25 protein-coding genes and 1 riboswitch are annotated in these 25,423 nt (G+C 63.1%); of the genes, 11 read left to right on the forward strand and 14 right to left on the reverse strand.

Features of this window, described 5'->3' with window-relative positions; translation table 11 throughout:
* Positions 1 to 11: 11 nt before the first annotated feature.
* Positions 12 to 311 carry a hypothetical protein gene (locus AC07OE_RS04520; protein WP_495069373.1) on the reverse strand — a complete coding sequence of 100 codons (300 nt, stop codon included), beginning with the start codon at positions 309 to 311 and terminating at the stop codon, positions 12 to 14.
* 78 nt (positions 312 to 389) lie between these two features.
* Here AC07OE_RS04520 and pdxR point away from each other — a divergent pair, with 78 nt between their 5' ends.
* Entirely contained in the window at positions 390 to 1,847 is a 1,458-nt protein-coding gene (pdxR, locus tag AC07OE_RS04525; RefSeq protein ID WP_495069374.1) for a MocR-like pyridoxine biosynthesis transcription factor PdxR, read from the forward strand.
* A 58-nt stretch (positions 1,848 to 1,905) separates the two neighbouring features.
* Here pdxR and phhA read toward each other — a convergent pair whose 3' ends face one another.
* Genes phhA through hppD form a run of 5 tightly spaced genes read right to left on the reverse strand, consistent with a single transcriptional unit; the run spans position 1,906 to position 6,091 of the window.
* On the reverse strand, positions 1,906 to 2,805 hold the full coding sequence (gene phhA, locus AC07OE_RS04530; protein WP_495069375.1) for a phenylalanine 4-monooxygenase: 900 nt from the start codon (positions 2,803 to 2,805) through the stop codon (positions 1,906 to 1,908).
* Entirely contained in the window at positions 2,802 to 3,116 is a 315-nt protein-coding gene (locus AC07OE_RS04535) for a 4a-hydroxytetrahydrobiopterin dehydratase (RefSeq protein ID WP_495069376.1), read from the reverse strand. Before AC07OE_RS04535 ends, phhA begins: the two co-directional genes overlap by 4 nt.
* A 12-nt stretch (positions 3,117 to 3,128) precedes the next feature.
* Positions 3,129 to 4,415 (reverse strand): fumarylacetoacetase, encoded by a 1,287-nt coding sequence (fahA, locus tag AC07OE_RS04540; RefSeq protein WP_495069377.1) that lies wholly within the window; start codon positions 4,413 to 4,415, stop codon positions 3,129 to 3,131.
* Entirely contained in the window at positions 4,412 to 4,957 is a 546-nt protein-coding gene (locus AC07OE_RS04545) for a VOC family protein (protein WP_495069378.1), read from the reverse strand. The genes fahA and AC07OE_RS04545 overlap by 4 nt, the downstream gene beginning before the upstream one ends.
* Before the next feature lie 36 nt (positions 4,958 to 4,993).
* On the reverse strand, positions 4,994 to 6,091 hold the full coding sequence (gene hppD / locus AC07OE_RS04550) for a 4-hydroxyphenylpyruvate dioxygenase (RefSeq protein WP_495069379.1): 1,098 nt from the start codon (positions 6,089 to 6,091) through the stop codon (positions 4,994 to 4,996).
* Positions 6,092 to 6,199: 108 nt separating this feature from the next.
* On the opposite strand from hppD, the gene AC07OE_RS04555 reads away from it, so the two are divergent.
* Positions 6,200 to 6,703 (forward strand): Lrp/AsnC family transcriptional regulator, encoded by a 504-nt coding sequence (locus AC07OE_RS04555; RefSeq protein ID WP_495069380.1) that lies wholly within the window; start codon positions 6,200 to 6,202, stop codon positions 6,701 to 6,703.
* On the opposite strand, the gene AC07OE_RS04560 is transcribed toward AC07OE_RS04555, so the two are convergent.
* From AC07OE_RS04560 to AC07OE_RS04575, 4 genes are all read right to left on the reverse strand, one after another.
* On the reverse strand, positions 6,700 to 8,577 hold the full coding sequence (locus AC07OE_RS04560) for a potassium transporter Kup (RefSeq protein WP_495069381.1): 1,878 nt from the start codon (positions 8,575 to 8,577) through the stop codon (positions 6,700 to 6,702). The two genes, AC07OE_RS04555 and AC07OE_RS04560, sit on opposite strands and share 4 nt — an antisense overlap.
* 82 nt (positions 8,578 to 8,659) lie before the next feature.
* Positions 8,660 to 9,346 carry a response regulator gene (locus AC07OE_RS04565; RefSeq protein WP_495069382.1) on the reverse strand — a complete coding sequence of 229 codons (687 nt, stop codon included), beginning with the start codon at positions 9,344 to 9,346 and terminating at the stop codon, positions 8,660 to 8,662.
* Positions 9,343 to 10,815: a DUF4118 domain-containing protein gene (locus AC07OE_RS04570; RefSeq protein WP_495069383.1), complete on the reverse strand. Its 1,473-nt coding sequence runs from the start codon at positions 10,813 to 10,815 to the stop codon at positions 9,343 to 9,345. The genes AC07OE_RS04565 and AC07OE_RS04570 overlap by 4 nt, the downstream gene beginning before the upstream one ends.
* 71 nt (positions 10,816 to 10,886) lie before the next feature.
* Entirely contained in the window at positions 10,887 to 12,110 is a 1,224-nt protein-coding gene (locus AC07OE_RS04575; protein WP_495069384.1) for an MFS transporter, read from the reverse strand.
* Between the two features lie 89 nt (positions 12,111 to 12,199).
* Between AC07OE_RS04575 and AC07OE_RS04580 the strand changes: the two genes are divergently transcribed.
* The 3 genes from AC07OE_RS04580 to AC07OE_RS04590 all read left to right on the forward strand — a co-directional run bounded on the left by AC07OE_RS04580 (position 12,200) and on the right by AC07OE_RS04590 (position 14,443).
* Positions 12,200 to 13,018 (forward strand): AraC family transcriptional regulator, encoded by an 819-nt coding sequence (locus AC07OE_RS04580; RefSeq protein WP_495069385.1) that lies wholly within the window; start codon positions 12,200 to 12,202, stop codon positions 13,016 to 13,018.
* Positions 13,019 to 13,044: 26 nt separating this feature from the next.
* A riboswitch (FMN riboswitch) is annotated at positions 13,045 to 13,202 on the forward strand.
* 86 nt (positions 13,203 to 13,288) lie between these two features.
* A complete protein-coding gene (locus tag AC07OE_RS04585; protein ID WP_495069386.1) occupies positions 13,289 to 13,753 on the forward strand; it encodes a 6,7-dimethyl-8-ribityllumazine synthase in 465 nt (154 codons plus the stop codon).
* 33 nt (positions 13,754 to 13,786) lie between these two features.
* A complete protein-coding gene (locus AC07OE_RS04590) occupies positions 13,787 to 14,443 on the forward strand; it encodes a LysE family translocator (RefSeq protein WP_495069387.1) in 657 nt (218 codons plus the stop codon).
* Between the two features lie 72 nt (positions 14,444 to 14,515).
* Here AC07OE_RS04590 and AC07OE_RS04595 read toward each other — a convergent pair whose 3' ends face one another.
* Complete coding sequence (locus AC07OE_RS04595; RefSeq protein WP_495069388.1) at positions 14,516 to 14,935, reverse strand: PACE efflux transporter; 420 nt, start codon at positions 14,933 to 14,935, stop codon at positions 14,516 to 14,518.
* A 91-nt stretch (positions 14,936 to 15,026) separates the two neighbouring features.
* Complete coding sequence (locus AC07OE_RS04600; protein WP_495069389.1) at positions 15,027 to 16,598, reverse strand: methyl-accepting chemotaxis protein; 1,572 nt, start codon at positions 16,596 to 16,598, stop codon at positions 15,027 to 15,029.
* 358 nt (positions 16,599 to 16,956) lie between these two features.
* On the opposite strand from AC07OE_RS04600, the gene AC07OE_RS04605 reads away from it, so the two are divergent.
* From AC07OE_RS04605 to AC07OE_RS04630, 6 genes are all read left to right on the forward strand, one after another.
* Entirely contained in the window at positions 16,957 to 17,943 is a 987-nt protein-coding gene (locus AC07OE_RS04605) for an ABC transporter substrate-binding protein (protein ID WP_495069390.1), read from the forward strand.
* Between the two features lie 18 nt (positions 17,944 to 17,961).
* Positions 17,962 to 19,029 (forward strand): aromatic ring-hydroxylating dioxygenase subunit alpha, encoded by a 1,068-nt coding sequence (locus AC07OE_RS04610; RefSeq protein ID WP_495069391.1) that lies wholly within the window; start codon positions 17,962 to 17,964, stop codon positions 19,027 to 19,029.
* A gap of 32 nt (positions 19,030 to 19,061) precedes the next feature.
* Complete coding sequence (locus AC07OE_RS04615) at positions 19,062 to 19,880, forward strand: ABC transporter ATP-binding protein (RefSeq protein WP_495069604.1); 819 nt, start codon at positions 19,062 to 19,064, stop codon at positions 19,878 to 19,880.
* 22 nt (positions 19,881 to 19,902) lie between these two features.
* The gene (locus AC07OE_RS04620; RefSeq protein ID WP_495069392.1) at positions 19,903 to 20,700 is read left to right on the forward strand and encodes an ABC transporter permease; all 798 of its coding nucleotides are present in this window, start codon (positions 19,903 to 19,905) and stop codon (positions 20,698 to 20,700) included.
* A gap of 13 nt (positions 20,701 to 20,713) precedes the next feature.
* Positions 20,714 to 22,126, forward strand: a complete 1,413-nt coding sequence (locus tag AC07OE_RS04625) for an amidohydrolase family protein (protein WP_495069393.1) — start codon at positions 20,714 to 20,716, stop codon at positions 22,124 to 22,126.
* A gap of 565 nt (positions 22,127 to 22,691) precedes the next feature.
* Entirely contained in the window at positions 22,692 to 23,618 is a 927-nt protein-coding gene (locus AC07OE_RS04630) for a pyridoxal-phosphate dependent enzyme (RefSeq protein ID WP_495069394.1), read from the forward strand.
* A 14-nt stretch (positions 23,619 to 23,632) separates the two neighbouring features.
* On the opposite strand, the gene AC07OE_RS04635 is transcribed toward AC07OE_RS04630, so the two are convergent.
* Together AC07OE_RS04635 and AC07OE_RS04640 are read right to left on the reverse strand one after the other, a co-directional pair.
* Positions 23,633 to 24,112 carry a glycine zipper 2TM domain-containing protein gene (locus tag AC07OE_RS04635; RefSeq protein ID WP_495069395.1) on the reverse strand — a complete coding sequence of 160 codons (480 nt, stop codon included), beginning with the start codon at positions 24,110 to 24,112 and terminating at the stop codon, positions 23,633 to 23,635.
* 183 nt (positions 24,113 to 24,295) lie between these two features.
* A complete protein-coding gene (locus AC07OE_RS04640) occupies positions 24,296 to 25,327 on the reverse strand; it encodes a LysR family transcriptional regulator (protein WP_495069396.1) in 1,032 nt (343 codons plus the stop codon).
* Between the last annotated feature and the right edge of the window lie 96 nt (positions 25,328 to 25,423).

Genomic DNA, 25,423 nt, shown 5'->3' on the forward strand with positions numbered 1-25,423 from the left:
CTACGGTGGGCTTAGAGAACGGGTTCGCACAGCACCTCGGTCTTCACCGAGTTGGCGATAAAGCAGGAGGCCTGGGCGGCAATGTCCAGAAACCACAGCATGTGGCAGCTGGACAGCGAGGCAACGAAGACCGCTTCGGGGTCCACTGCCGCCGCATCGGAATAGGGCAATGGCACCACGTGAAGCGAGGATGAGCCGGCTACGACGGTGCCACCATCGAAGTGCCAGGTGTGGCGGCGGCTGTCGCGGTGGTCCGTAAGGGCGGCGGTGTCATCACGCTGCCAGAGGATGGTGCTGCTGTGTTGGGCCATGGTGGGTACTTGGGTAGAGCTGCTAAAGTGGCTCCTTAGTTTAAGAAACAATTACCCCTCCCAAGGGGCCAATTTGAGATGACCCAAAGAGCCAATGCTCCCCCCAACACACCCCGCGGCGAAACCGTGCGCCAGCGCGTCTACCTGGAGCTGCGCCGCGCCATTGAGCAGGGTACGTTCAAGCCTGGCACGCGCCTGCCCGCTTCGCGCGCGCAGGCCGCAACTCTAGGCGTGTCGCGCAACAGCGTGCTGTGGGCGTTGGAGCGCTTGCAGTCCGAGGGCTATGTGGTGGCACGTGTGGGCGATGGCAGTTACGTGGCCGACAACCTGGGCGCCCTGGCCTCTTCTGGCACAGCAGCCAATGGCTTGCGCCCGGCCATCGCGGCCGGCCTGTCGCAACGCGGGCAGTTGGTGGCCGACACCGTGTCACGCTGGAACCCGCCCTTGCAGGCTGCACTCCCCTTTCGCATCGGCGCGCCCGAAATCGCAACATTTCCCTTTGCGCTGTGGGACCGGCTGGCGCGGCAAGCGTCCAAAGACCAGCGTATGGCCCAGGCCCAGTACCTGGACCCTGCCGGTTCGCGCGCGCTGCGCGATGCGATTGCGCAGTGGCTATGGGTGTCGCGCGGCATACGTTGCGAGGCGGAGCAGGTGGTGGTGTGCTCGGGCTCGCAGCAGGGCATCGACCTGGTCGGGCGGTTGCTGCTGGATGCGGGTGACGAGGCCTGGGTCGAAGACCCCGGCTACCCTGGCATACGGGCCAGCCTGGTGGGCCACGGTGTCACCGTGCGGCCGGTGCCAGTGGATGCCGAAGGCCTGGTCGTAGAGCAGGCCGCCACACTGTGGCCCGCCGCCCGGTTGGCAGTGGTGACACCTACATCACAATTCCCTACCGGCGTGCGCATGAGCCTGCCACGCCGCCTGGCCTTGCTGGACTGGGCCAATGCGCAACGGTCCTGGATTGTGGAGGACGATTACGACGGCGAATTCCAGTACAGCACGCACCGCCTGCCGGCCCTGTGCAGCCTGCCCCATGCGCACCGGGTGCTGTATGTGGGCACTTTCTCCAAGACGCTGCACCCTGGGTTGCGCCTGGGCTTCATCGTGCTGCCGCATGCACTGGCCGGCGCTTTTTCCATGGCCCGAGCACTGACCGACCGGCACGCGCCCGGCGACACGCAGGATGTATTGGCCCGCTTCATCACCGAGGGCCATTTGCTGCGCCACCTGCGCCGCATGCGCGAGCTGTACCCACAGCGCCAGCAGGTGCTGATTGAAGCCGTGGCCAAGGCCAGCAAGGGCCAACTGGTGTTGCAGCCCAGCGACCAGGGCATGCACCTGCTGCACGAGTTGCCTGCGGGCCAGGACGACCTGAGCCTGTCTGCGCGGGCCCAACAGGCGGGACTGCTGCTGGCGCCGTTGTCGCGTTACACCATCACGTCGAAGCGCCGTGGATGGCTGTTCGGCTATGCGGGGTATGACGCGGTGGCGCTGCGCAAGGCTGCCGCAGCGCTGGGAAAATTGCTACGTAATTGATAGCTGCTGACCAATGCTGAACAGGGGCTAGCGGCAGTTTTCAGAAAATTACACTGGCTCAAGCCAACGCCGACATTCGGCTGAGTGCGTAGCTTGCGTCACCCCGGCTAAACACCGTGTCCTCTGGAAGCACCTCACCCGGCGCAAACGTGGGGCCTTTGTTGAGCCGTTCGTAGATTGGGTCGAAATCGATCCGCGCCAAAGCGAGCAGATCGTCGAGGCTGTTCAGCACAAAGTAGCACTCCTGAAAGTCGTCGATGCGGTAGTTGGTGCGCATGACGCGTTCCAGGTCAAAGCCGATGCGGTGTGGCGACGAGCTTTGCAGGGCAAACGTGCTTTCGGTGAAGCTGGACGCAATGCCGGCACCGTAGATGCGCAGTGCCTCCGCTCCCGCGACCTGCTCTTTCACCAACCCAAACTCCACGGTGTACCAGTACACGCGCGCCAGCTCGGTGAGCTTGCCGATGCGCTGGGCGCGCAAACCGGCTTCGCCATAGAGCTGGATGAAGTCCGCCATGACCGGGTGCATGAGCATGGGCACATGGCCGAACACGTCGTGAAACACATCGGGCTCTTGCAGATAGTCCAGTTGGTCGGCGCTACGGATGAAGTTTCCACTGGGGAAACGGCGATTGGCCAGGTGGTCAAAAAACACTTCGTCGGGAACCAGCCCTGGCACGGCTACGATCTGCCAGCCAGTGCGAGGCATCAGCACCTCGTTGAGCGCGGCGAACTCGGGGATGGCGTCCGCACTGAGCGGCAAGGCGCGCATCCCCTCGACAAACTCTCGACAGGCCAGCTGTGGCAGCAGCGCCGTCTGGCGCTCGAACAGGGTCTTCCAGGTGGCGTGCTCCTGGACGGTGTAGTTGGCCCAGCCTTGATCGATCGTCCAGTCGGCGCGGCTTGGGGCCAGGCCCGCTGCCAGGCCGTGTTTGGTGGAGGCAGCTTGTGGGTTCATGGCTGCACCGCCTGTGGACGGCCGGTAAACACCGCGTCGATATAGCGCGCCAGATCCAGATCGCGCTGCGACAGGCCTTGCACATCGTGCGTGGTGAGGGTGATCTCCACGCGGTTGTACACGTTGAACCACTCGGGGTGGTGGTTGCGCTTTTCCGCCATGATGGCCACCTGCGCCATGAAACCAAAGGCCTGCGCAAAGTCGGCAAACACCAGGGTGCGCGCCATCAGGCCACCGCGCTCTGCGCTGAAGTGCCAGTGGCTCCAGTCGAGTTGGAGGGTGCTGAAGGTATGGGGATCAATGCGTTCCATGCTTCACCTCCTTTACAGGGCCCGCGCGGCCAGCACAGTGCCGCGGCAGTCGCCAAAACCAATGCGGCGTGCGCCCGGCCGTTCGCAGTGGCCACGCAGGATGACGCTGTCGCCGTCTTGCAAGAAGGTACGCGTCTCGCCATTCGCCAGCGTGATCGGCTGCTTGCCGCCCTGGCTCAGTTCCAGCAGAGAGCCGCCCTGCTCCGGCTTCGGGCCAGAGAGCGTGCCGGTGCCCAGCACGTCGCCGCTGCGCAGGTTGCAGCCGTTCACGGTGTGGTGCGTGACCAGCTGCGCTAGCGTCCAGTAGGCGTCGCGCAGGTTGGACTGCGATAGGCGTACGCCTTCGCTGCCCGCAGCGCGCATGGCGGGTGTCTGCAGCCAGACCTCCAGCTGCACATCAATCGCGCCTGCGCTGCGGTTGTGGGCCGAGTCCAGATAGGCCAGAGGGTGCGGGTCGCCAGCGGGTCGTGCGAAGGCGGCGCGAAACGGCGCCAGCGCCTCCAGTGTCACCAGCCAGGGCGACACGGTGGTGGCAAAGTTTTTGGCCAAAAAGGGGCCCAGCGGCTGATACTCCCAGGCCTGCACATCGCGCGCGCTCCAGTCGTTCAGCAGGGTCAGGCCAAAGATGTGTTCTTCGGCATCCGCTATGGAAACAGGAGCGCCCAGCGCATTACCCATGCCTGTCCACGCCGCCATCTCCAGTTCGTAGTCCAGACGCGCCGTGGGACCGAAATCCGGCACGCTGGCGCCAGGCTTGAGCGTCTGCCCACGCGGGCGGTGGAACTGCTGACCGCTGGCACCCAGGCTGCTGGCGCGGCCGTGGTAACCAATGGGCACCCACTGGTAGTTGGGCAGGAGCGGGTTGTCCGGGCGAAACAGCTTGCCCACCGTGGTGGCGTGGTGGATGCCGGTGTAGAAGTCCGTGTAGTCGCCCACGTCACAGGGCAGGCCCAGCTCCACCTCGGTCTGGCGTAAGAGCGCGTCGGTCCACACCGCCTTGAGAGCTGAACCTTCGCGCAGCCCTTCCCAAATGGCCAGACGCAGCGCGCGGCGTTCGGCCACTGGTGCGGCCATGAGGCGCGGCATGTCGTGATGGTCAATCAGGCCGGTGGCGTGCAGGTTGAGCACGCGGTCGCCAATAGCAACACCAATCTGCCAGGGCTCCAGTGCGTTGTGGCGAAAGCGGCCAAATGGCAGGTTCTGGATGGGAAAGTCTGTGTCCGCCGCATTGGCCGAATCCACCCAACTCAACGTGGCGGGGTCGTGTGTGGCATCCAGCGTGGTCAGCGCAGCGCTCATGCCTTGGCTCCGAGTTCCTTTGCGTGCAGAAACGCGGCGTGCTTGGGCGCGCGTTTGGTCACGCTCCACTCTTCCAGCATCTGCCACTTCACGGCATCTGCCTGGGCGATCTTGGCGATCTCTTCGGGGTCCGGGCAGGCCAGTTCCAGGCGGTGGCCGTTGGGGTCGAAGAAGTAGATGCTGTGGAACATGCCATGGTCGGTCACGCCCAGCACGTCCACACCGTTGGCTTCCAGATGGGCCTTGAACTCCAGCAGCTCCGCACGGTCCTTCACGCGGAACGCAATGTGCTGCACCCACTCGGGCGTGTTCGGGTCGCGACCCATGGGCGGCTGCGTGGGCAGCTCAAAGAACGCCAGCACATTGCCCATGCCAGCGTCCATGAAGATATGCATGTACGGGTCCGGTGCCTTGGTGCTGGGCACGACGTCTTCGGCAATGGCCAGAACAAAATCCATCTTCAACATCTTCTGGTACCAGAGCACTGTTTCCTTGGCGTCCTTGCAGCGGTAGGCCACGTGGTGGATGCGGTCGATTTTCATGGTGCTGCTCCTGGGTTGGGCTGGGTTCGACTGGGTTCACTTGACGGCTTCGAGCACGCCGCGGTTGATCTGGTCGCGCTCCAGCGACTCGAACAGGGCCTTGAAATTGCCTTCGCCAAAGCCCTCTCGGTAGTTGCCTTTGCGCTCAATGAACTCAAAGAACACCGGGCCCAGCAGTGGCTGCGAGAAGATCTGCAGCAACAGGCGCGGCTTGCCACCTTCGGTCGTCCCGTCCAGCAGAATGCCGCGTGCCTGCAACTCGCCCACCGGCTGGCCGTGGCCCGGCAGGCGTGTGGCCAGGTTCTCGTAGTACACGTCGTTGGGCGCCGTCAGCAACGGAATGCCCGCCATCTGCAATTTGTCGATGGCGCCGGGCAGGTCTTCGCATAACAGCGCGATGTGCTGGATGCCCTCGCCGTTGAACTGCATCAGGAATTCTTCAATCTGCCCGCCACCCTGGCGCGCTTCTTCGTTGAGCGGAATGCGCACCAGCCCGTCTGGCGCAGTCATGGCCTTGGAGGTGAGGCCGGTGTATTCGCCCTGGATGTCGAAGTAGCGGATCTCCTGGAAATTGAACAGCTTGCCGTAGAAGTCGGCCCAGTAGGCCATGCGGCCCCGGTACACGTTGTGCGTGAGGTGATCGACCACGCTGAAGCCATGGCCCACGGGGCGGCGGTCCACGCCCTCGATGAATTCGAAGTCGATGTCGTAGATGGACTTGCCGTCCTCGTAGCGGTCAATCAGGTACAGCGGCGCGCCGCCAATGCCCTTGATGGCGGGCAGGTTCAGCTCCATGGGGCCGGGGCGCAGTTCCACGGGCTGCGCGCCCAGCTCCAAGGCACGTTTGTAGGCCAGATGTGAGTCGCGTACGCGGAACGCCATGCCGCAGGCGCTGGGGCCATGCTCGGCAGCGAAGTAGCCCGCTACGCTTTTGGGCTCGCGGTTCACGATGAAGTTGATGCCGCCCTGGCGGTACAGCACCACGTCCTTGGAGCGGTGCTTGGCCACCAGCGTGAATCCCATGCGTTCGAACACGGGTTCGATGACACCGGCCAACGGCGACGCGAACTCCACAAACTCAAAGCCCATCAGGCCCATCGGGTTGTCAAACAAATCACCGGGTTGGGTGGCCATGGTCATGCTCCTCAAACGCTGTTCTTGAAGCCTTGATTGTGGTCAATTGGACGCGCAAATGGCGTGCAAGTTACAGGTCTCAACGCCCACACGATGCATAATTTGTGCATGAAACAAGAGAAACACGAAGATTCATTGCTGGATAGCTTTGATATCAGTCTTCTTGCTGCACTGCAACGCGATGCACATGCCACCCACCAGCAAATTGGGGATCAGGTGCACCTGTCCGCCTCGCAGGTCAGCCGCCGGGTGCAGCGACTGCAGGCCGCAGGCATCATCCGTCGCTATGTGGCACTGCTGGAACCGGCGGCCATTGGCTTGGCCGTGCGCGCCATCTCCTATGTCACGCTGACCCGCCACAGCGGTGACGAGGGCTTGGCGTTTGAGCGTGAGATTGCCGGCTTTCCCGAAGTGCTGGAGTGCTATTCGGTAGCCGGCGAGTCAGACTACATCCTGCAGATCGTGGCGGCCGACCTCAGCGTGCTGTCCGAGCAGGTGCTGCGTCGCCTCACCCGCATCCAAGGCGTGGGCAGCATCCGCTCCAACATTGTGCTGGCCCGGATCAAGAGCAGCACCGAGCTGCCCTTGTCGCACTTGCGCCGCACTGCCTAGAGTTGCACGCGCGCGCCCAGCTCAATCACACAGTTGTTGGGCAGCCGAAAAAAGTCAGCCGCGCTGCCCGCGTTGCGGGACATCACTGCAAACAAGGCCTCACGCCAGTGCGCCATGCCCGAACCGCGCGTAGGCACGACGATGTCGCGGCTCAAAAAGTACGAGGTCTCGAACAGGTTGATGGGCAGGCCCTGGGCGCGGCACAGCTCCAGCGCCTTCGGAACGTCTGGCGTGTTTTTGAAGCCGTAATGCAGTTGCACCGTCCAGAAACCTGGGGCCAGGGTCTCCACCACCACACGCTCGTCAAACGGAATCCAGGGCACATCGTGGAACACCACATTGAGGATGATGTTGCGCTCGTGTAGCACCTGGTTGTGCTTGAGGTTGTGCATGAGCGCCTGGGGCACCGTTTCGGGGTTGGCCACGGCGTAGACCGCCGTACGTGCAACGCGGTGCACGCCATCCTGTGCCAGGGCTGCCACAAACGGGGCCAGCTCGGGGTCGTCATGGCGAATGCTGTCCACCAGCAATTCGCGGCCGCGGCGCCAGGTGGCCATGACCAAAAAGATACCCAGGCCCATGACCAGCGGGAACCAGCCACCCTGCAAGAACTTGAGCGAGCACGACACCACCAACAGCACATCCAGCGCCACAAACACACTGGTGGCTGCAATGGCCAACGGCAGCGGGTACCGCCAGGCGTGGCGCACTACAAAGAAGGTCAGCACCGTGGTGATCAGCATGGTCACGGTGACGGCAATGCCGTAGGCCGAGGCCAGGGCTGAGGAGCTGCCAAAGCCAAACACCGCAAGCAACACAGCCACCAACAACAACCAGTTCACACCGGGCAGGTAAATCTGGCCCGCCTCTTTGGCAGACGTAAACAGCACCTGCATGCGCGGCAACAGGCCCAGCTGAATCGCCTGCCGGGTCATGGAGAAGGCACCCGAGATGACAGCCTGCGAGGCAATCACCGTGGCCACAGTGGACAACGCCACCGCGGGGATGACCCAGGCGTCCGGGAACATGCGGTAGAACGGGTTGTCCAGCGCCGTGGCATCACGCATCAGCAAAGCGCCCTGCCCCATATAGTGCAGCGCCAGCGCAGGCAGAACCAAGCCGGTCCAGGCCAATTGGATGGGGCGTTTGCCAAAGTGGCCCATGTCGGCATACAGCGCCTCGGCCCCGGTGAAGGCCAGCACGATAGCCCCCACCACCACAAACACATGCCAGCCCTGGGCACGCAGAAAGGCCAGCGCCTCCAGCGGGTTGAGCGCGGCCAGAATGGTCGGGCTCTGCGCAATCTCCTGCACGCCGGTGACACCCAGCACCGCAAACCACACCACGATGACCGGGCCAAACAGCTTGCCCACCAGCCCGGTGCCAAAGCGCTGCATGGCAAACAGGCCAACCAGCACCGCCGCACAAATGGGCAACACATAGGGCTTGAAGGCCGGCGTGGCCACTTCCAGCCCCTCCACCGCGCTGAGCACCGAGATGGCCGGCGTGATCACGCTATCGCCATAAAACAGGGCCGCACCAAACACCCCGGTAAGCAGCAGCACCAGGCGCCGTTGCGGCGTACTGCCGGCGGCTTTGGCTGCCAATGCCGTGAGGGCCATGATGCCGCCCTCCCCCCGGTTGTCCGCACGCAAGATGAGCAGCACGTACTTGAGGGTGACCACCATCATCAGCCCCCAGAAGACCACCGACACCGCGCCAATCAGGTGCGGCGCGTCCAGCGGAACACCCGTGGCCGGACTGAAGATTTCTTTCATGGTGTAGAGCGGGCTGGTGCCAATGTCACCATAAACCACGCCCAGAGCCCCCAGTGTGAGAGCACCCAGACTTTCGCGAGCCGTATTGGATTGCATGAAACGCTTTGGCAGTGAAGAGGACTGCAATGTCGCCCGCCCGGCGTTAGGAAGGCATATGGAATGCCCTGCGCTTGTGGGGTTACTGCGTGGCCAAACGGTAGCCCACGCCGGTTTCGGTGAGCAAATGGCGCGGCTCGGCCGGGTCTGCCTCTATCTTGGCGCGCAGCTGGCCCATGTAGAGCCGCAGGTAATGCGTGTGCTCGGTAAATTCCGGCCCCCACACGTCCACCAGCAGTTGCCGATGCGTCACCACACGGCCTGCACTGCGTACCAGGCGGGCCAGCAGCTTGAACTCCGTGGGGGTGAGATGCAAAGACACGCCGTCCCGCTCCACTTGGCGCAACCCCAGGTCCACACGCAAGCCGTCCAGCGCATGCACTGTCACCGCGGGCGACAGTGCGGTGCCGCGGTGCCGCAGCGCCACGCGAATACGCGCCAGCAGCTCACTCACGCCAAAAGGCTTGGTCAGGTAGTCATCAGCGCCCGCGTCCAGCAACAGGATCTTTTGCGCCTCCAAATGGCGCGCAGACACCACCAGAATGGGCAGCGTGTGATGGCGGCGCACCACCTGCACTAACTCCAGGCCATCCCCATCGGGCAGCCCCAGGTCCAGCACCAACACATCGGGCAGCGCATGCTGCAGCAGGGCCAGCGCCTCGCGCACCGACACCGCCGTCTGCACGTCAAACCCCTCAACCGCGAGGGAAGACTGCATGAGCGCGCGGATTTCGCGGTCGTCCTCCACCACCAGTACACGCAGGCTCATGGCAACGCTCCCGCGTCAGGTTGGGCCACGGCAGGCAGGGTCAGCGTCACATTGCAACCGCCTCCGCGGCGCTGGCGCACGTCCAGCGTAGCGTGGTGCGCCTGCGCAATCGCACGGCACAGTGCCAGCCCCAGGCCTGCGCCATGGGGGCCAGCACGGTCGCCCCGTGCGTAGGGTTCAAACAACGTGGCCATTTCCGCCTCAGCAATGCCAGGCCCACGGTCCTTCACGGACAGCTGCACACCGCCGTCGTGGGTTCGGGCCACCAGATCAATGGGACCGTCGCTGTACTTCAGCGCGTTGTCCAGCAGGTTGCTCAGCAGTTGGGCCAACAGCACGGCATCCACCCGCACCAATGGCAAATCTCCGGGCACCTGCGACTGGATGCGGCGCTGTGGATCGCGCTGGCGCACACGGACCAGCACCGCACCCACGATCTCCTGCACCGACTCCCAGTCCGGCCGGATATCCAGCCCGGTGCTGCTCAGGCGCACCAGTTGCAAGGTGTTTTCCGTCACCGTGGAGAGGTAACTGGCCTCATCCACAATGCTGGTGAGCAGGCGCTGTTGCTCGGCGTCGCTGAGCTTGTCACGCTGGGTTTGGAGCGAAGACGCTGCGCCCACCACCGCGGCCAATGGCGTACGCAGATCATGTGAAATGGCTGCCAGAAACGTGCTCTGCACTTGCTGACGCTGGCTTTCCTGCTGGGCTGTGTGCATGGACTGCGCCATCTGCAAACGCGCCAAGGCTTGCGCCAGCAAGGCACACAATGCCTGCGCATGGTCACGCCCCGCCTCATCGTCGGCACGCACGTTCTGTATGCACACGGCGCCATGCATTTGCACCTTGTCGCCCAGCGGCAGGTACCACGCATTCAACCCAGGCCAGCGGCCGGTGCCTGGCCCCAGAACACTGGCTTCGCGCATGCAGCAGCGCAGGCCATCGCGCAAGTCTTCCAGCCCATCCACATCCGCCTCAAGGGCCAGCACGCTGGGCCCGGAAAAAGCCTCGGCCAGCGCGCTGCGCCCCAACTCGGCCGCCGATGACGCCGACGTGGCATCGGCCAAATGGGTGGCCAGCTGTTGCAGTTGCCACGCACGCTCGGCATTGGCACGGGCCAGCGCGGTCTTGCGGCGTAGTGCACTGGTCAGGTGGCTGATCAGCAAAGCCACCAGCAGCATCGTGAAGAGGCCGATCAGGTGCTCCTGGCTGTCAACCGCAAAGTTCCAGCGCGGGGGAACAAAGAAGAAATTGAGCGCGGTAACAGCCGCCACGGCGCACAGCACGGAGGGTAACCACGGCAAGGTGTAAGCCGCCAGCACCACGGCCAGCACATAGAACATGGACTGGCTGGTCAGCGAGACATGGTGGTCCAGCGCAAACCCAAGGCCTGTGGCAACGCCCAGCAGGGCCAGCACCGTGGCGGTTTGGACGAGGTAAGTGCGGGGGGCGGGGGGCTGCGCTTGCATGGTGACGCCAGCGTACCACCCACCATGTCAGGATTGCATTAGGAAGGCAGAGGCCACAGGCAAGCCCCCGCCTATTTGGCCGTACGCAAGCCCACACCCAGCGCAGCGCCCACGCTCAGCAGCAGCACCAGGGCTGCGCCCAGCAGCGTGGCGCCGTACCAGCCACGGTCCATGAACACGCCGAACACAATGGGCGAGATGGCAAATCCGGTATCCAGGCCAGAGTACACCAGGCCATAAACGCGGCCCGTGGCGCCCTTGGGCGTGGCCTTCTTGATCATCATGTCGCGCGAGGGGCCACCAATGCCGACCGCAAAGCCGGTGATGGCCAGCACCACCATGGTGCCGGTGGCACCCAGCAAACCCGTGCCGCACAGGGCCAGCAACATGGCACCGGCCGCCATGGCCATGGCCACCACGCGGTCCGAGTGCTTGGACTTGGCCGCCACAAAGCCGCCAATGAACATGCCCACCGCGCCGCACAGCATGTAGGACGAAATGGTCAGCGTGGCCGCCTCAAAGCTAACGCCATGCATGGCCTTGAGGATGGACACCGCGTAGCTCTGCACCACCGCCAGTGTCATGGTGGAGAGCAAAAAGAATCCAAAACACCACCACACCACGGGCAGCTTCATGAACGCCATGTCGTGCTCGGTCTTGGCATGGGCCGCCACGCGCGGTGCCACGGTGGTGCTCAGGTGCTCCCGCTGCACCACCAGCAATGCCAGGATGGCGGCGTACATCACCGCTGCGGCCAGATAGGCATTGCGCCAGCCCATGGTGGCGCCCAGGCCGGCAAAGAACACCGGTGCCACGGCCCAGCCCAGGTTGCCCGTAAGACCATGCGCGCTGAAGGCGTAGCCCAGCCGTTGGGTGGAGACGCGCTGATTCAGGATGGTGAAATCCACCGGGTGGAAGGTTGCGTTGCCCAGACCGGCCAGCGCCGCCACGGCAAACAGCCCGGTGTAGCCGGTCACAAACGAGGCAGCTATGCATGCCCCCATGAACAGCCCCAGCGCCACAAACATTAGCGGCCGTGCACCCAGCCGGTCCACCACAAACCCTGCGCAGGCCTGGCCCACGCCAGAGACCACGAAAAACATGGTCATCAGCAAACCAAGCTGCGAATAGCTCAGCCCAAACTCCTGCATGAACACGGGAAACAGCAGCGGCAACAGCAGGTGGCCAAAGTGCGAACTGGCATGGGCCAAGCCCACCAAGCCAATCACGGTGGCGTCCTGTTTCATGGGAACGGCAGGGGCTGCGGCGGCGGAAGAGAGTGTTGCGCTGGTCATGGGAGCCATCGTACGGGCGCAAACAGTTTCTTGATTACGACAAAAAGACAATAATTGTCGAATTCCCGCCAAACCAGACCCAACGATCCATGCCCCTGAAACGCAAGGCACCGCTCAACCCCGTGTCCTTTGACACCTCGGCCCAACGCCCCCCCACGGCCGAGCGCCCTGTGCGCAGCCGGGCCCGTTCACTGGCTATGGACGCCCACATCGAACCCCACCAGCACCCCTGGGCCCAGTTCACCTACTGCGCCAGCGGCCTCATGCAGGTGACGGTGACGCAGGGCGAGCTGCAGACCACCTACATCGTGCCGCCCAGCCGCGCGGTGTGGATTCCGCCCGGCGTACAGCACAACGTGGTGGTGCTGGAGACGGCCGAGCTGCGCACGGTGGATATCGCGCCCGACGTGATGCCCGCCGACTGGACGGACTGCCGCGTGCTGGTGGTGAGCAAGCTGCTGCGCGAGCTGGTGCACGCGCTGGAGGGCAGCGAGCCCGGCCCGCGTGACGACGCCCTTATGCACCTCACCGCCGACGAGATGGCCCGCTCCGACATCCAGGCCCTGGGTGTGCCCATGCCCCACCCCGAGCACGGCGACAAGCGCCTGCGCGCGCTGTGCGAAGCCGTACTGCGCGACCCGGCCGAGCGCGGGCAACTGGGCGAATGGGTGGCCGACGTGGGCGCCAGCGAGCGCACCATGGCCCGCTTGTTTCGCGACGAGCTGGGCACCAGCTACCAGCAGTGGCGCCTGCAGGCCGTGCTGGCCCATGCCCTGCCCCAGCTGGCACGTGGTGTGCCCATTGCCCAGGTGGCCGCAGCGGCAGGCTACGCCAGTGACAGCGCGTTCTCTGCCATGTTCAAGCAAAGCATGGGCAAGCCACCCAGCCACTTTCTGGCCCGCAGCTAAAATCGGAACGCAGCCCGCAAGGGTTGCCGCGTTCTCAGGGCGGGGTGTAATTCCCCACCGGCGGTATATGTGGCTTGACTACAGCAGCCCGCGAGCGCCCACGCCAGCCCTTGCCGGCGTGGGGTCAGCAGATCTGGTGAGATGCCAGAGCCGACGGTCATAGTCCGGATGAAAGAGATCGCGCACTCCAAGATTGGGCACGCCCCTGCGCGCGCCTGGCCTGCGTTTGCGTGCGCCCTGATTCTTGTTAATCCTCTTTTTGAGACCACCATGAATCAGACTTCCTCGCCGCGCATTGCCATCATCAGTTCTTCGTGGCATCGCGACATCGTCACCAACAGCACCAACGCCACCAAGGCCGAGCTGCAGCGGCAAGACATTTCCCCCAATCAGGTAGACCACTTCGAGGTGCCTGGCGCCTTCGAGATCCCGCTGCACGCCCAGCGCCTGGCGCGCAGCGGCCGCTATGACGCCATCATCGCCGCCGGCCTCATCGTCAACGGCGGCATCTACCGCCACGAATTCGTCACCACCGCCGTCATCGATGGCCTGATGCGCGTGCAGCTGGATACCGATGTGCCCGTGTTCAGCGCCGTGCTGACGCCGCGTGATTTCCACGAGCACGAGGAGCACCTGAACTTCTTCCGCGAGCACTTCGTCAAGAAGGGCACCGAGGTCGCCCAGGCCTGTCTGCAAACCCTGCGCGCCCTTCAGGCTTTGCCCATCAAGGGATAATTGGCCCCTGCCCTCTCCACCCGGATACCGACCATGCATCTCTCCAACTGGCTAGTTTTCTGTGGCGTTGCCTTCCTGGTGTGCTTCAGCCCCGGCCCCGGGGTACTGCTGGCCATCTCCAACGCCATGGCGCATGGCAAGCGGGACTGGGTGGCAAGTTCGCTGGGCAATGCCACGGGGCTGTTCATCATCTCGGGCGTGGCCATGGCCGGCATGGGCGCCATCCTGGCGGTGTCGGCCCTGGCCTTCACGGTGCTCAAGGTGGCCGGTGCGCTGTACCTGATTTATCTGGGCATCCGTCAGTGGCGCAGCAAGGCGGTGTCGTTCACCGCGGCACAGTCGGCGACATACGTGGCCGACGCGCCCGCGAACAAGGGCATGGGCCGTCGGCTCTACGGGCAAGGCATGGGCGTGGCACTGACCAACCCCAAGGCCATTCTGTTTTTCTCCGCCTTGTTTCCGCAGTTCATCACAGCGGACGCACCGGTGCCCGAACAGGTGGCGGTGCTGACCTGCACCTTTGTGGCCATGTCACTGTTCTCCCACCTGTTTTATGTGCTGGTGGCCCGCATGTTCAAGGGTCATCTGGGCAATCCACACAAACAGCGCCTGCTCAACCGCGTGTCGGGTGGTTTGTTTGTGGTGCTGGGCCTGAGCCTGCTGCGATTGAAGAACAAAGTGTCGGCCTGAGGCAGGCCATTACGCTATCAAAACAGAAGCGCCTCGTCCATATTCCACGGGGGCTAGAGGTCTATTTTTCTTTCAGGTGGCCGAAGCAGGCAAACCGAATAGTTTGTCAAAAGTCCAGGTAAAAGCCACGGTATAGACAAAGAAGAAGGCCAGCATGCCCAAGTCGGCCACCAGGGCCGTCCACAAGGAAACGTCCAGCCAGTAAGCCATCACGGGCACCAAAAACACCGTCAGCCCACCTTCAAAACCCACGCCATGGGCAACGCGCCGCCGCAGCGTGCGGCCCTTGACGGCCTGGCGCGCCTCCCAACGCTCGAACCACAGGTTAAACAGATAGTTCCACGCCAAGGCGATGCTGGACATGACAGCCGACAGCACAAAGGCGGAGCCCGGGGGATGGGAAAAGATCAGCGCCAGGGTGGGCGTGACCACGGCGATGGCAATGCTTTCAAACAGGACTGCCTGTACAACGCGGCGTGTGGTGGGTGACATCGCCCAATCGTAATGGCTGGCACGCCTCTGGCTATAAGGGGCGCCGTATCATGTCCATGGCCGCCCAGTCACTTTTATTGTGGAGCCCGTCTCAGGCAACGGCCAATGTGTGGCCCGTAGGTTGTAGCCGGAAGGCACTGATCGCGTCCACCAACAACCGCGCCTGCTGGCTCAAACTGTCTGCCGCGGCGGCAGACTGCTCCACCATGGCGGAGTTCTGCTGGGTGGCCTGGTCCAAATCCGCCACAGACTGGTTTACTTGCACAATGTCCTTGCTCTGCGACGACGACATGGTGCCCAATTCGGCTATCAAGCTCACCACCCGCCCCACCTGATCGCGAATATCGACCATGCTGGAGCCCGCCGTCTCCACCAGGCGCGACCCCGCATCCACCTTCTCCACGTTGCTGCTGATCAGCGTCTTGATCTCACGCGCAGCCGTGGCCGAGCGTTGGGCCAAGCTGCGAACCTCGGATGCCACCACCGCAAACCCGCGCCCCTGCTCTCCCGCCCGGGCAGCCTCGACCGCCGCATTGAGCGCGAGGATGTTGGTCTGAAACGCAATGCCGTCAATCACGCTGACGATGTCGGAGATGCGTTGTGAAGCCTCGTTGATCTGTGACATGGTGCTCACCACCTGACTCACCACGTCACCACCCCGCTGTGCAGCGCCATTGGCGGCGTGGGCACAGTCGTTGGCCTGCTGGGCCAGAGTTTCGCTGCTGCGCACCATGGTGGAAATTTGCTCCATGGAGGCTGCGGTTTCCTCCAGGCTGGCGGCCTGCTGCTCGGTGCGGTGCGACATATCGCTGTTGCTGGCCGCAATTTCCGAAGCGCCCAGCGCCACGGCGTCGCTGCTGCTGCGCACCATCCCGACCAGGTTGCGCAGTGATTCCTGCATCTGCTTCAGAGACTCCGTCAGCCGCCCCACCTCATCTTTGGCTTCCGGTTCTACATGGGTGCTCAGGTCGCCTTCGGCAATGCGCTGGGTCACGTGCACCGCCGCCAGCAGTGGGCGCGTCACACTGCGCGCGGTCCAGTTCGCAATCAACGCTCCCGACACCATGGCGACCACCAAGAGCAGCAGCATGGCGTACCCCGCCTGACGCACCGTGCCATCCGTTGTCTGACGCGCAGCCTCCATGCGTTCCCGTTGCAAGGCGATCAGATCATCCAGTTGCGTGAAATACGTTTTTTGCAACTGCGTCACCTCTCCCACCAGCAAGTCGCGCGCTGCCTCGTTATTGCCTTCCAGGCCCAGCTTCACCGATTGGTCCAACTTGGCTGCATATGCCAAGCGTGAGGTGGACACTTCCTTGAACTTGGCCTGCTCTTCAGGAAGCGTCAGCAAATCTTCCAACTGCTTGAGCAATGCGCGCGTGGAAGCCCGGTTTGCATCAATGGTGTTTTTTTCCATCTGCTTGCCCTGGGAATCGGTTTGCAGTGCAATGTTGCGCGCGGCCCGGGCAGTCAGGTTGATGTTGTCCTTGATGTTGGACAGCACGGTCACCACCAAGTTGTGGTCGGTGAGCACGCGTACCTGCCCGCCTACTTGGTCCAGCGCCAGGCGCCCAAATAGCGCCACTGCAATACTGACCAAAATCAGCAATCCAAAGCCCAAGCGCATCCGCGTCGCAATGGAGCGGTCTTTTATCAACCTCATAGCTGCCTCCCTGTTGAAACCCAAAACGTTTGATTTCCAACGCCTTAGCTTCCCAGCGCCTCTGCGAGCGTGTGCGCGCACAGTATGCGAGGTTCCCTAGCCCTTGGCAACACACACCAAACCGGTGCGCCAGATCTGGCACACCAATTGCTTGACCTAAGTCAGAGTAGAAGCTGTCAGTAACCGCCGGGCCCGCGCCCAGGTTATCGGTCATTGCTCTGGTGACGGTAGTGCCGTCGCATGCCGAAAGCGCGCTTTCAGCATTTGGGTTTGCGCCCAACAGAGACTGGCAGCCATCAGGCTGCTGCTTAGCCTCGGCACTGTCGTCTTTCCATATCAACTTTTGGAGAGATTGACTATGCAACGCAAACTGACTCAGCACTTCACCCGCCTCGCCTGCGCCACCGCGCTGGCAACCTTGGCCACCACCACATGGGCGCAAGACAAGGTGACCTTTCTCACCTCCTGGTACGCACAGGCCGAACACGGTGGCTTCTACCAGGCTCTGGTGGCTGGCATTTACAAAAAACACGGCCTGGACGTCACCATCAAGATGGGCGGCCCACAGGTCAACGGCATGCAACTGCTCACCGCAGGCCAGGCTGACTTCATCATGGGCTATGACCTGCAAGTGCTCAAATCCATTGAGCAGGGCCTGCCCGTGACCACCGTGGCCACCTCATTCCAGAAAGACCTGCAAGGCCTGATGACGCATGAAAACGTCAGTGGCCTGGGCGACCTGAAGGCCAAGACCATTCTGGTCTCCACCTCGGGGCGCCCCACTTGGTGGCCCTGGATGAAAGCAAAGTACGGCTACACCGAAGAACAATCGCGCCCGTACACATTCAACCTCCAGCCTTTCTTTGCCGACGCCAACACCGTGCAACAGGCCTACCCCTCGTCAGAGCCCTTCCAAGCCAACAAGGCGGGCGTCAAAACCAAGTTCTTCCTGTTTGCCGATGAGGGCTATCCGCCCTATGGCACCACCATCGTGTCCACCACCAAGCTGGTGGCCGAGAAGCCTGACGTGGTGCAGCGCTTCGTGCGCGCCAGCATCGAGGGCTGGAAGGCCTACCTGGCCAACCCTGCAGCAGGCAATGTGCTCATCAAGCAAGACAACCCCAAGATGGACGACGAGCAAATCACCTTTGCCATCCAGCGCATGAAAGAGCTCAAGGTATTTGACGGTGGCGACGCCGCCAAGCTAGGCGCCGGCGTGATGACCGATGCACGCTGGAAGCAGACCTACGACTTCATGGTGGGTGCTGGCCTGCTCAAGGCCGAGACTGACTGGAAAAAGGCCTACACCACCCAGTTCGTCAAAGACCTCAAGGTCATGCCCTGAGCGGCAAGGAGCACACCCATGCTGGTCACCCAACAACCCGTGCTGCGCCGCTTCTGGTACGCACTCATGCCCATCAGCCAGCTGAGCGATGGCCCCAAACCCTTCACGCTCCTGGGTGAAAACCTGGTGCTGTGGAAGAAAGCCAATGGCGAACCCGCCGCCCTGCGCGACCGATGCTGCCACCGCACCGCCAAGCTGTCCAAGGGCTTTGTCGAAGGCGACCACATCGTCTGCGGCTACCACGGCTGGACGTACGACTGCAGCGGCGCCTGCGTGCGCATCCCGCAAAACCCCGACGCCGCCATCCCCGCCGGGGCCAAGGTGCCCGCCTTCCACTGCCAGGAGAAATATGGCTACGTGTGGGTGGCGCTGGAAGACCCGCTGCGCCCCATCCCTCACTTTCCGGAAGATGGTGCACCCGGCTACCGCCGCATCTTCCAGTTCTACGAAGAGTGGAAAACCAGCCCGGTCCGCGTGATGGAGAACTCGTTTGACAACTCGCACTTCAGCTTTGTGCACAAGGCCAACTTCGGCATCCTGAACCAACCCGTGCCGCAAAAGTATGAGCTGGTGGAAACCGACTTTGGCTTTGAGGGCGAGACCGTGGTGCCCATCAACAACCCGCCCGCAGGCCATCGCGTCACGGGCGCCACCACGCCCATCACCACGCGCCGCCTGGTCAACAAGTACTACCTGCCCTTCTCGCGCCGCTTTGGCTGCCACTACCCCGACAGCGGCATCGACCACATCATCTACAACTGCGCCACGCCCATCAGCGACGACCGCCTCATGCTGGTGCAGTGGCTGTACCGCAACGACACCGAAGAACAGTGCAGCACGCAGGAGCTGATTGACTGGGACGCCGCTATCACCGCCGAAGACCGCGACATCCTGGAGGCCACCGACCCCGACGCCTGCATCGACACCCGCCGCCGCCAAGAATTCCACATGCCATCCGACAAACCCGGCCTGCTGATCCGCCGCATGCTGATGGACGTGCTGGCCGAGCACGGCGAAGTGGAAATGCACGCCGGCAACCGCCGCACGGTGGTGCCCATCGTCCCCGAATCTTCTGTGAAGGAGTGAGCATGCTCATGAAAACCAGCACCGACACGGCCATGGCCGACGAAGAAGCCCCGGCCCCGCAAATATTGGATGCGCCCGATGCGCAGACCGTGCTGCACGCCAACAAGGTGGAGAAAACCTATGGCAACGGCACCCACGCGCTGGCGCGCATGAGCCTGCGCATCCAGCGCGGCGATTTTGTCTCTCTGCTCGGCCCCTCGGGCTGCGGCAAGAGCACGCTGCTCAAGATGTTTGCCGGGCTGGAGGAGCCCAGCCACGGCCACATCCGCTGGGCCGGGGCCGACCAGCCAGCCAAGTCCGGGCTGAAGTCGGCCATGGTGTTCCAGGAGGCCACGCTCATGCCCTGGGCCACGGTGGCTGCCAATGTGCGCCTGCCGCTGGACCTGCAAAAGGTGCCACGGCCCGAGGCCGACGCCCGCGTGGCCGAGGCCCTGGCGCAAGTGGGTCTGGGTGCCTTTGGCCATGCCTACCCGCGCGAGCTGTCAGGCGGCATGCAGATGCGCGCTTCCATCGCGCGGGCGTTGGTGACTAAGCCCGATGTGCTGCTGATGGACGAACCCTTTGGCGCGCTGGACGAGTTCACGCGCAACAAGCTCGACACTGACCTGCGTGCCCTGTGGCAGGCCACGGGCCTGACGGTGGTGTTTGTCACCCACAGCATTTACGAGGCGGTGTTTCTGTCCAGCCGCGTGGTGATGATGGCCGCGCGACCCGGCCGCATCGTGGCCGATGTGCCGCTGCCCGAGCCCGACCGCTCCGAGGCCTACCGCCTCTCGCCCCCGTTTGCCGAGCATTGCCGTGACCTATCGGCGATGTTGATGGCCGCCAGCGACCCCGCCGATTTGCACTAAGTTGCACCAAGGAACACACGCCATGCAAACCTCTTTTTTCAAAAGCGCCAACACCCTCAAATGGCTGGCCCCGCTGGTCGTAGGAGCCGCCTTCTTGCTGCTGTGGCAGGGCATCTGCACGGCCTGGCAAGTGCCGGTCTACCTGGTGCCCAAGCCCACAGATATTGCGCAGACGCTGGTGACCGACGGCCCCTCGCTGCTGCTGTCACTGGCCGTCACGCTCAAGATCACCGTGCTGGCCTTTGTGCTGGCCACGGTGCTGGGCGTCATTGCGGCCTTTCTGTTTGTGCAAAGCCGCCTCATCGAGGCAAGCCTCTTCCCCTACGCCATCCTGCTGCAGGTCACGCCCGTGGTGGCGGTGGCGCCGCTCATCATCATCTGGGTCAAGCAGCCCACGCTGGCGCTGGTGATCTGTGCCACGCTGGTCACGGTGTTTCCCATCATCTCCAACACCGTGCTGGGCCTGCGCAGCGTGAACCCCGGACTGGTCAACTTGTTCAAGCTCAGCCGCGCCAGCCGCTGGCAAACGCTGGTGCGCCTGCGCATTCCCAGTGCGCTGCCCTTCTTCTTTGGGGGCTTGCGCATCTCCAGCGGGCTGGCCCTCATCGGCGCCGTGGTCGCCGAGTTTGTGGCCGGCACCGGCGGCACCGGCGCAGGCCTGGCGTATGAGATTTTGCAGGCCGGTTTCCAGATCAACATTCCGCGTTTGTTTGCCGCACTCGCCCTCATCTCGCTCACCGGCATCGCCCTCTTCCTCAGCATGGACTGGCTCAGCAAAAAAGCCCTGGGCCACTGGCATGACAGTGCGCAAGGCGCCTAACAAGAAACTCTCTATGACCTCAACCCTCATCCGCAACGCCGCTGCCATCCTCACGGGCCATCGCGGCGCATCCTCTCGCACCGCCGGACCTGACATCCGCATCCGTGGCAACCTCATAGCCGCCATCGGCCAGCTCACGCCCGAGCCCGGCGAACGCGTGGTGGACGCCACCGACTGCGTGGTCTACCCCGCCTGGGTCAACACGCACCACCACCTGTTCCAGTCGCTCATCAAGGGCGATGCGCATGGGCTGGACCTGCCGCTCACCGCCTGGCTGGCCGCCACGCCCTACCGCTTTCGCGCCGCGTTTGACGAAGGCCTATTCCGCACCGCCGTGCGCATTGGCCTGCTGGAGCTGGCGCTGTCGGGCTGCGGCACCGTGGCCGACCACAACTACCTGTACTACCCCGGCATGCCGTTTGACAGCTCGGCAATCCTGTTTGAAGAAGCCGAGCGCATGGGCCTGCGCATGGTGCTGTGCCGTGGCGGCGCCACCAAGGTGCGCCAGCTGGAGGCCGAGCTGCCCCAGGCCCTGCGCCCCGAGTCGCTAGACGGTTTCTTGGGCGACGTGCAGCGCCTGACCAAGCTGTACCACGACGCATCGCCCAACGCCATGCGCCGCGTGGTCATGGCGCCCACCACACCGCCCTATTCCATGGCCCCGGCCGAACTGGTGGAATGCGTCCGCACCGCGCGCAGCCTTGGCATCCGCCTGCACTCGCATTTGTCCGAGACCGTGGGCTACCAGGACTCCGTGCACAGCATGCACGGCATGAGCCCGGTGCGCTTTGTGGAGGAGCACGAGTGGCTGGGCAGCGATGTGTGGTTTGCGCACCTGGTGAAGCTGGACGCCGAAGAGATAGCCCTGCTGGGCAGCACCGGCACCGGCATCGCCCACTGCCCGCAAAGCAATGGCCGCCTGGGCAGCGGCATCGCCCCCATCCTGGCGCTGCAGGCGGCCGGCGTGCCCATCTCCATGGGCGTGGACGGCGCCGCCTCCAACGAGGCCGCCGACATGATTTCCGAAGTGCACGCCGCCTGGCTCATGCAACGCGCAGCGGCTGGAGACCGCAACCAACCCATTTATCGCGGTGGCAATGGCGAAGGTGAAAGCACCGCTGTGAGCGCCGACGACGTTGTGGCTTGGGGCACCTCCGGCGGCGCCAAGGTGCTGGGCCTGGACGCCATCGGCACGCTGGCCCCCGGCATGGCCGCCGACATCGCCCTCTACGCGCTGGACGACCCGCGCTACTTTGGCCTGCACGACGTGGCGGTGGGGCCCGTAGCCAGCGGCGGGCGGCCTGCGCTCAAGGGGCTGTGGGTGAATGGGCAGCAGGTTGTGGAGAACGATGTGCTGCGGGGGGTAGATGTGGGGGAGCTGCGGGCGGAGGCGCGTGTGGCTGTGCGGAGGTTGATGGCGGGCTAACCTAATGCGCGCGAGTCAGGAGCACTGACGTTTAGCACGAGAAGTTTGAAACGAGCTGTCAGAAATAGTCGACTCAATGAAAAACTTGTCAAATGATCGGTTTGCAGCGACCCAATACTTGGGCTTATAGGCTCCAGAACCGATATTGCGCCATGCAGCCAACTGACTTTGCATTAGCAACGCCTTCCCTTCGTCATCAATAATCTTGGCTTCAATGAGAGTTCGATTGTCAGAACCTAAAAGCGTAAACCATAGGTCAGGCAATGCGGAATCTACGAAGCGGCCCGCCTTTGTCGCAGTGCTAGCGGCTTGACCATCCAAACTTATATAAATGTCTTTTTTTGTGTCGATGAATGGCGCAATGAAGCGATAGAGCTCTGCAACAGAGTCTATTTTCTTGTTTCATGCACGATGACGGTTGTATTAATAAATATGTCCTGATAGATACCAAAACGTGCAAAACAACATGACCGGACTAGATTCATGCGCGCCTCCCTTGCGGCAACGAATTGATATTTCTATTTGCTTTCGCATCAGTATATGACCGTGCGTTAACCTCTCCCCCATGACGAAAACTCCCCTCCACCTACAAACCCCTCTGCTGGAATCCCGCGCCCTCAGCCTCGCTGCGCAACGCACCATCTGGCTCAAGATGGAAGCGCTGCAGCCGCCCGGCAGTTTCAAGATTCGCGGCATTGGCCATGCCTGCCAGATCCATGCGCAGCGCGGGGCCAAGCGCTTTGTGTCGTCGTCCGGCGGCAATGCGGGCATGGCCGTGGCCTATGCGGGGCGGGTGATGGACATCCCCGTGACGGTGGTGGTGCCGCAGACCACCACGGCGCGGGCGCAAGAGCTGCTGCGGCTGGAGAACGCGGAGGTGATCGTGCACGGCGCGTCGTGGCAAGAGGCGAATGAACTGGCGCTGTCGCTGGTGGGGCCGGACGATGCATTTTTGCACCCGTTTGACGACCCGCTGCTGTGGACCGGTCACGCCAGCATGGTGGATGAGGTGGCCCGCGCCGGCTTGGTGCCCGATGCGGTCGTGCTGTCGGTGGGTGGTGGTGGCCTGCTGTCGGGCGTGGCCGAAGGCATGGCGCGCAATGGCTGGAGCAATGTGCCCATCATTGCGGTGGAAACCAATGGCGCCGCGTCGCTGCACGCGGCCATGCAGGCCGGGCAAGCGGTGGCGCTGGACGCCATCACCAGCATTGCCGGTTCGCTGGGCGCCAAGCGCGTGTGTGAACAGGCTTTCCAGTGGACGCAAAAGCGCCCGGTGCAAAGTGTGTTGGTGTCAGACACGAGTGCGCTGGATGCGTGCGAGAGATTCTTGACCGACCACCGCGTACTGGTGGAACCTGCCTGCGGTGCCAGCCTGGCGCTGGCCTACGAAGCCAACGCGGCGCTGGCGCCCTACCGCAACGTGCTGTTCATCGTGTGCGGGGGCGCCACCGCCACGGCGGCACAAATCCGCCAGTGGCGGCAGGCCGCCTAGCGGAAGCTGGAGGTTTAAGGGGCAGCGTTCTTCTTGGCAATTTCATTGCCAAGGTAGCCACCGCCCACCGCGCCTGCGATGGTGGCCAGGGTTTTGCCATCGCCACTGCCAAACTGGTTACCCAGCACACCGCCCACCACAGCGCCAATGCCGATACCGACAGCGCTGTTCTTCTGGGCCGGTGCAGCGGCGGGTTGTGCAGGCGCCGGAGAAGCAGATGCCACCTGGGTGGACGTTTTCTGAACCGGGGCCTTGTGGCTCGCAGTGGTCTGCTGCGCAGACAGGGCCGGCAGTGGCTTCACGTCCGCCGCGGCGCTGGTTGCGATAGCACCAGGCACGTTGGCGTTAGCGTTGGCATTGGAGTTGGGAAGAATTCCCGTAATGGCGGCGGCGCCCAGCAGGCTCACCAAAATCACAGAGCCCGCAGCGACCGTGATCAAAGGATGCAGACGAAACACGCTAGGTTGATTGGCAGAGACAGGGTACGAGTTCATGGTATTTCCTTACGTGGTGACTTATAAAACCACGACGTCAGTTTGGCTGACGCACGCGGTTGGCACCAGCGGACAAAATCTCGACTTTGGGTAGGAATAGTCCTACAACGCCATTGCACGCCATGCGTAGTTGAGGGATTTTTGCTACCAAATTAGTAGCTTCTAGCGCACATTCCACGGGGGCTAGGGGCATTTTTTATCTATAGGCGGCGCAGTCTTGCCCCCCATTGAACTGGCTTTGCCCTTTCCGACCCGCACGGGTTTGGGCAACCTGCTTTTGGCGGCAACCAGCTCCTTGTGGGACAGCACATAGGTGGCGCTGTCAGTCAGGCGCTCCACCACCAAGTCGACAAACGCGCGGGCACGGGCCGGTTGCGACTGGCGGCTGCCAAAGTACACAAAGTAGCTGCCAATGTCTGACATGTGGTTCAACAAAATAGGCACCAACTTGCCAGCGCGAATGTAGGGGGCCGCGGTGGCGCCAGCCAGTTGCCCCAGCACCTTGCCCGCCAGCACAGCATGCAATTCCAGCATTTCGTCATTGCTGATGATGGTGGGGGTGACGGGTTGTTCGATGGGTTGCCCGTCCAGATTCAGGTGCCAGGGAGCGAGTTTTCCGGTACCGGGATGGCGGAACACGCTGCAGCGATGGTTGGCCAATGCAGCCAGCGAATCGGGCACGCCAAAGCGTGCAAAGTAGTCGGGCGAGCCGCACACCAACAGCTGCAGCGGAAACAGCTTGCGGGCAATGACGCCGTCGTGTGGCGATCGCCCCATGTGAAAGCCCACATCCACCCGGTCCTCCACCCAGTTGCCCACGCGGTCTTCCAGCAGCACATCGGGCTGGATGCCGGAGTAGCGTTCGCAAAACTCTTCAATGAGGGGCCACAGAATAGGCTGGAACGTGGTGCGGGGGCCGATGATGCGCAAGGGACCCGCAATCTCGTCTGTGGTGGACTTGGCCTTCTTGAGAGCGCGCTGCACACCCAACAGCGCGGGCTGAACATCCTCCAACAACCGCTGACCCGCATCTGTGAGCGACATAACGCGCGTGGTGCGGTGGAACAAGCGGGCCTCCAGGTGTTTCTCCAGTTGCGCGAGGGCCTTGCTCGCGGCTTGGGGGCTGATATCCAACTCCAGCGCGGCTTTGCGCAGGCTGCCCAATTCGGCGGCCTTGATGAATGTCGTCACGGAACGCAACTCGTTAATGGCCATACGCGCCCTCCTCTTGCAAACCATTATCCCTTTTTGGATGCCAATCCAACAAATGATTTGCAGCTATTCAGATGCTAGTGATCAGCCTAAAGTTCG

The organism is Rhodoferax sp. GW821-FHT09E07, assembly GCF_059416145.1.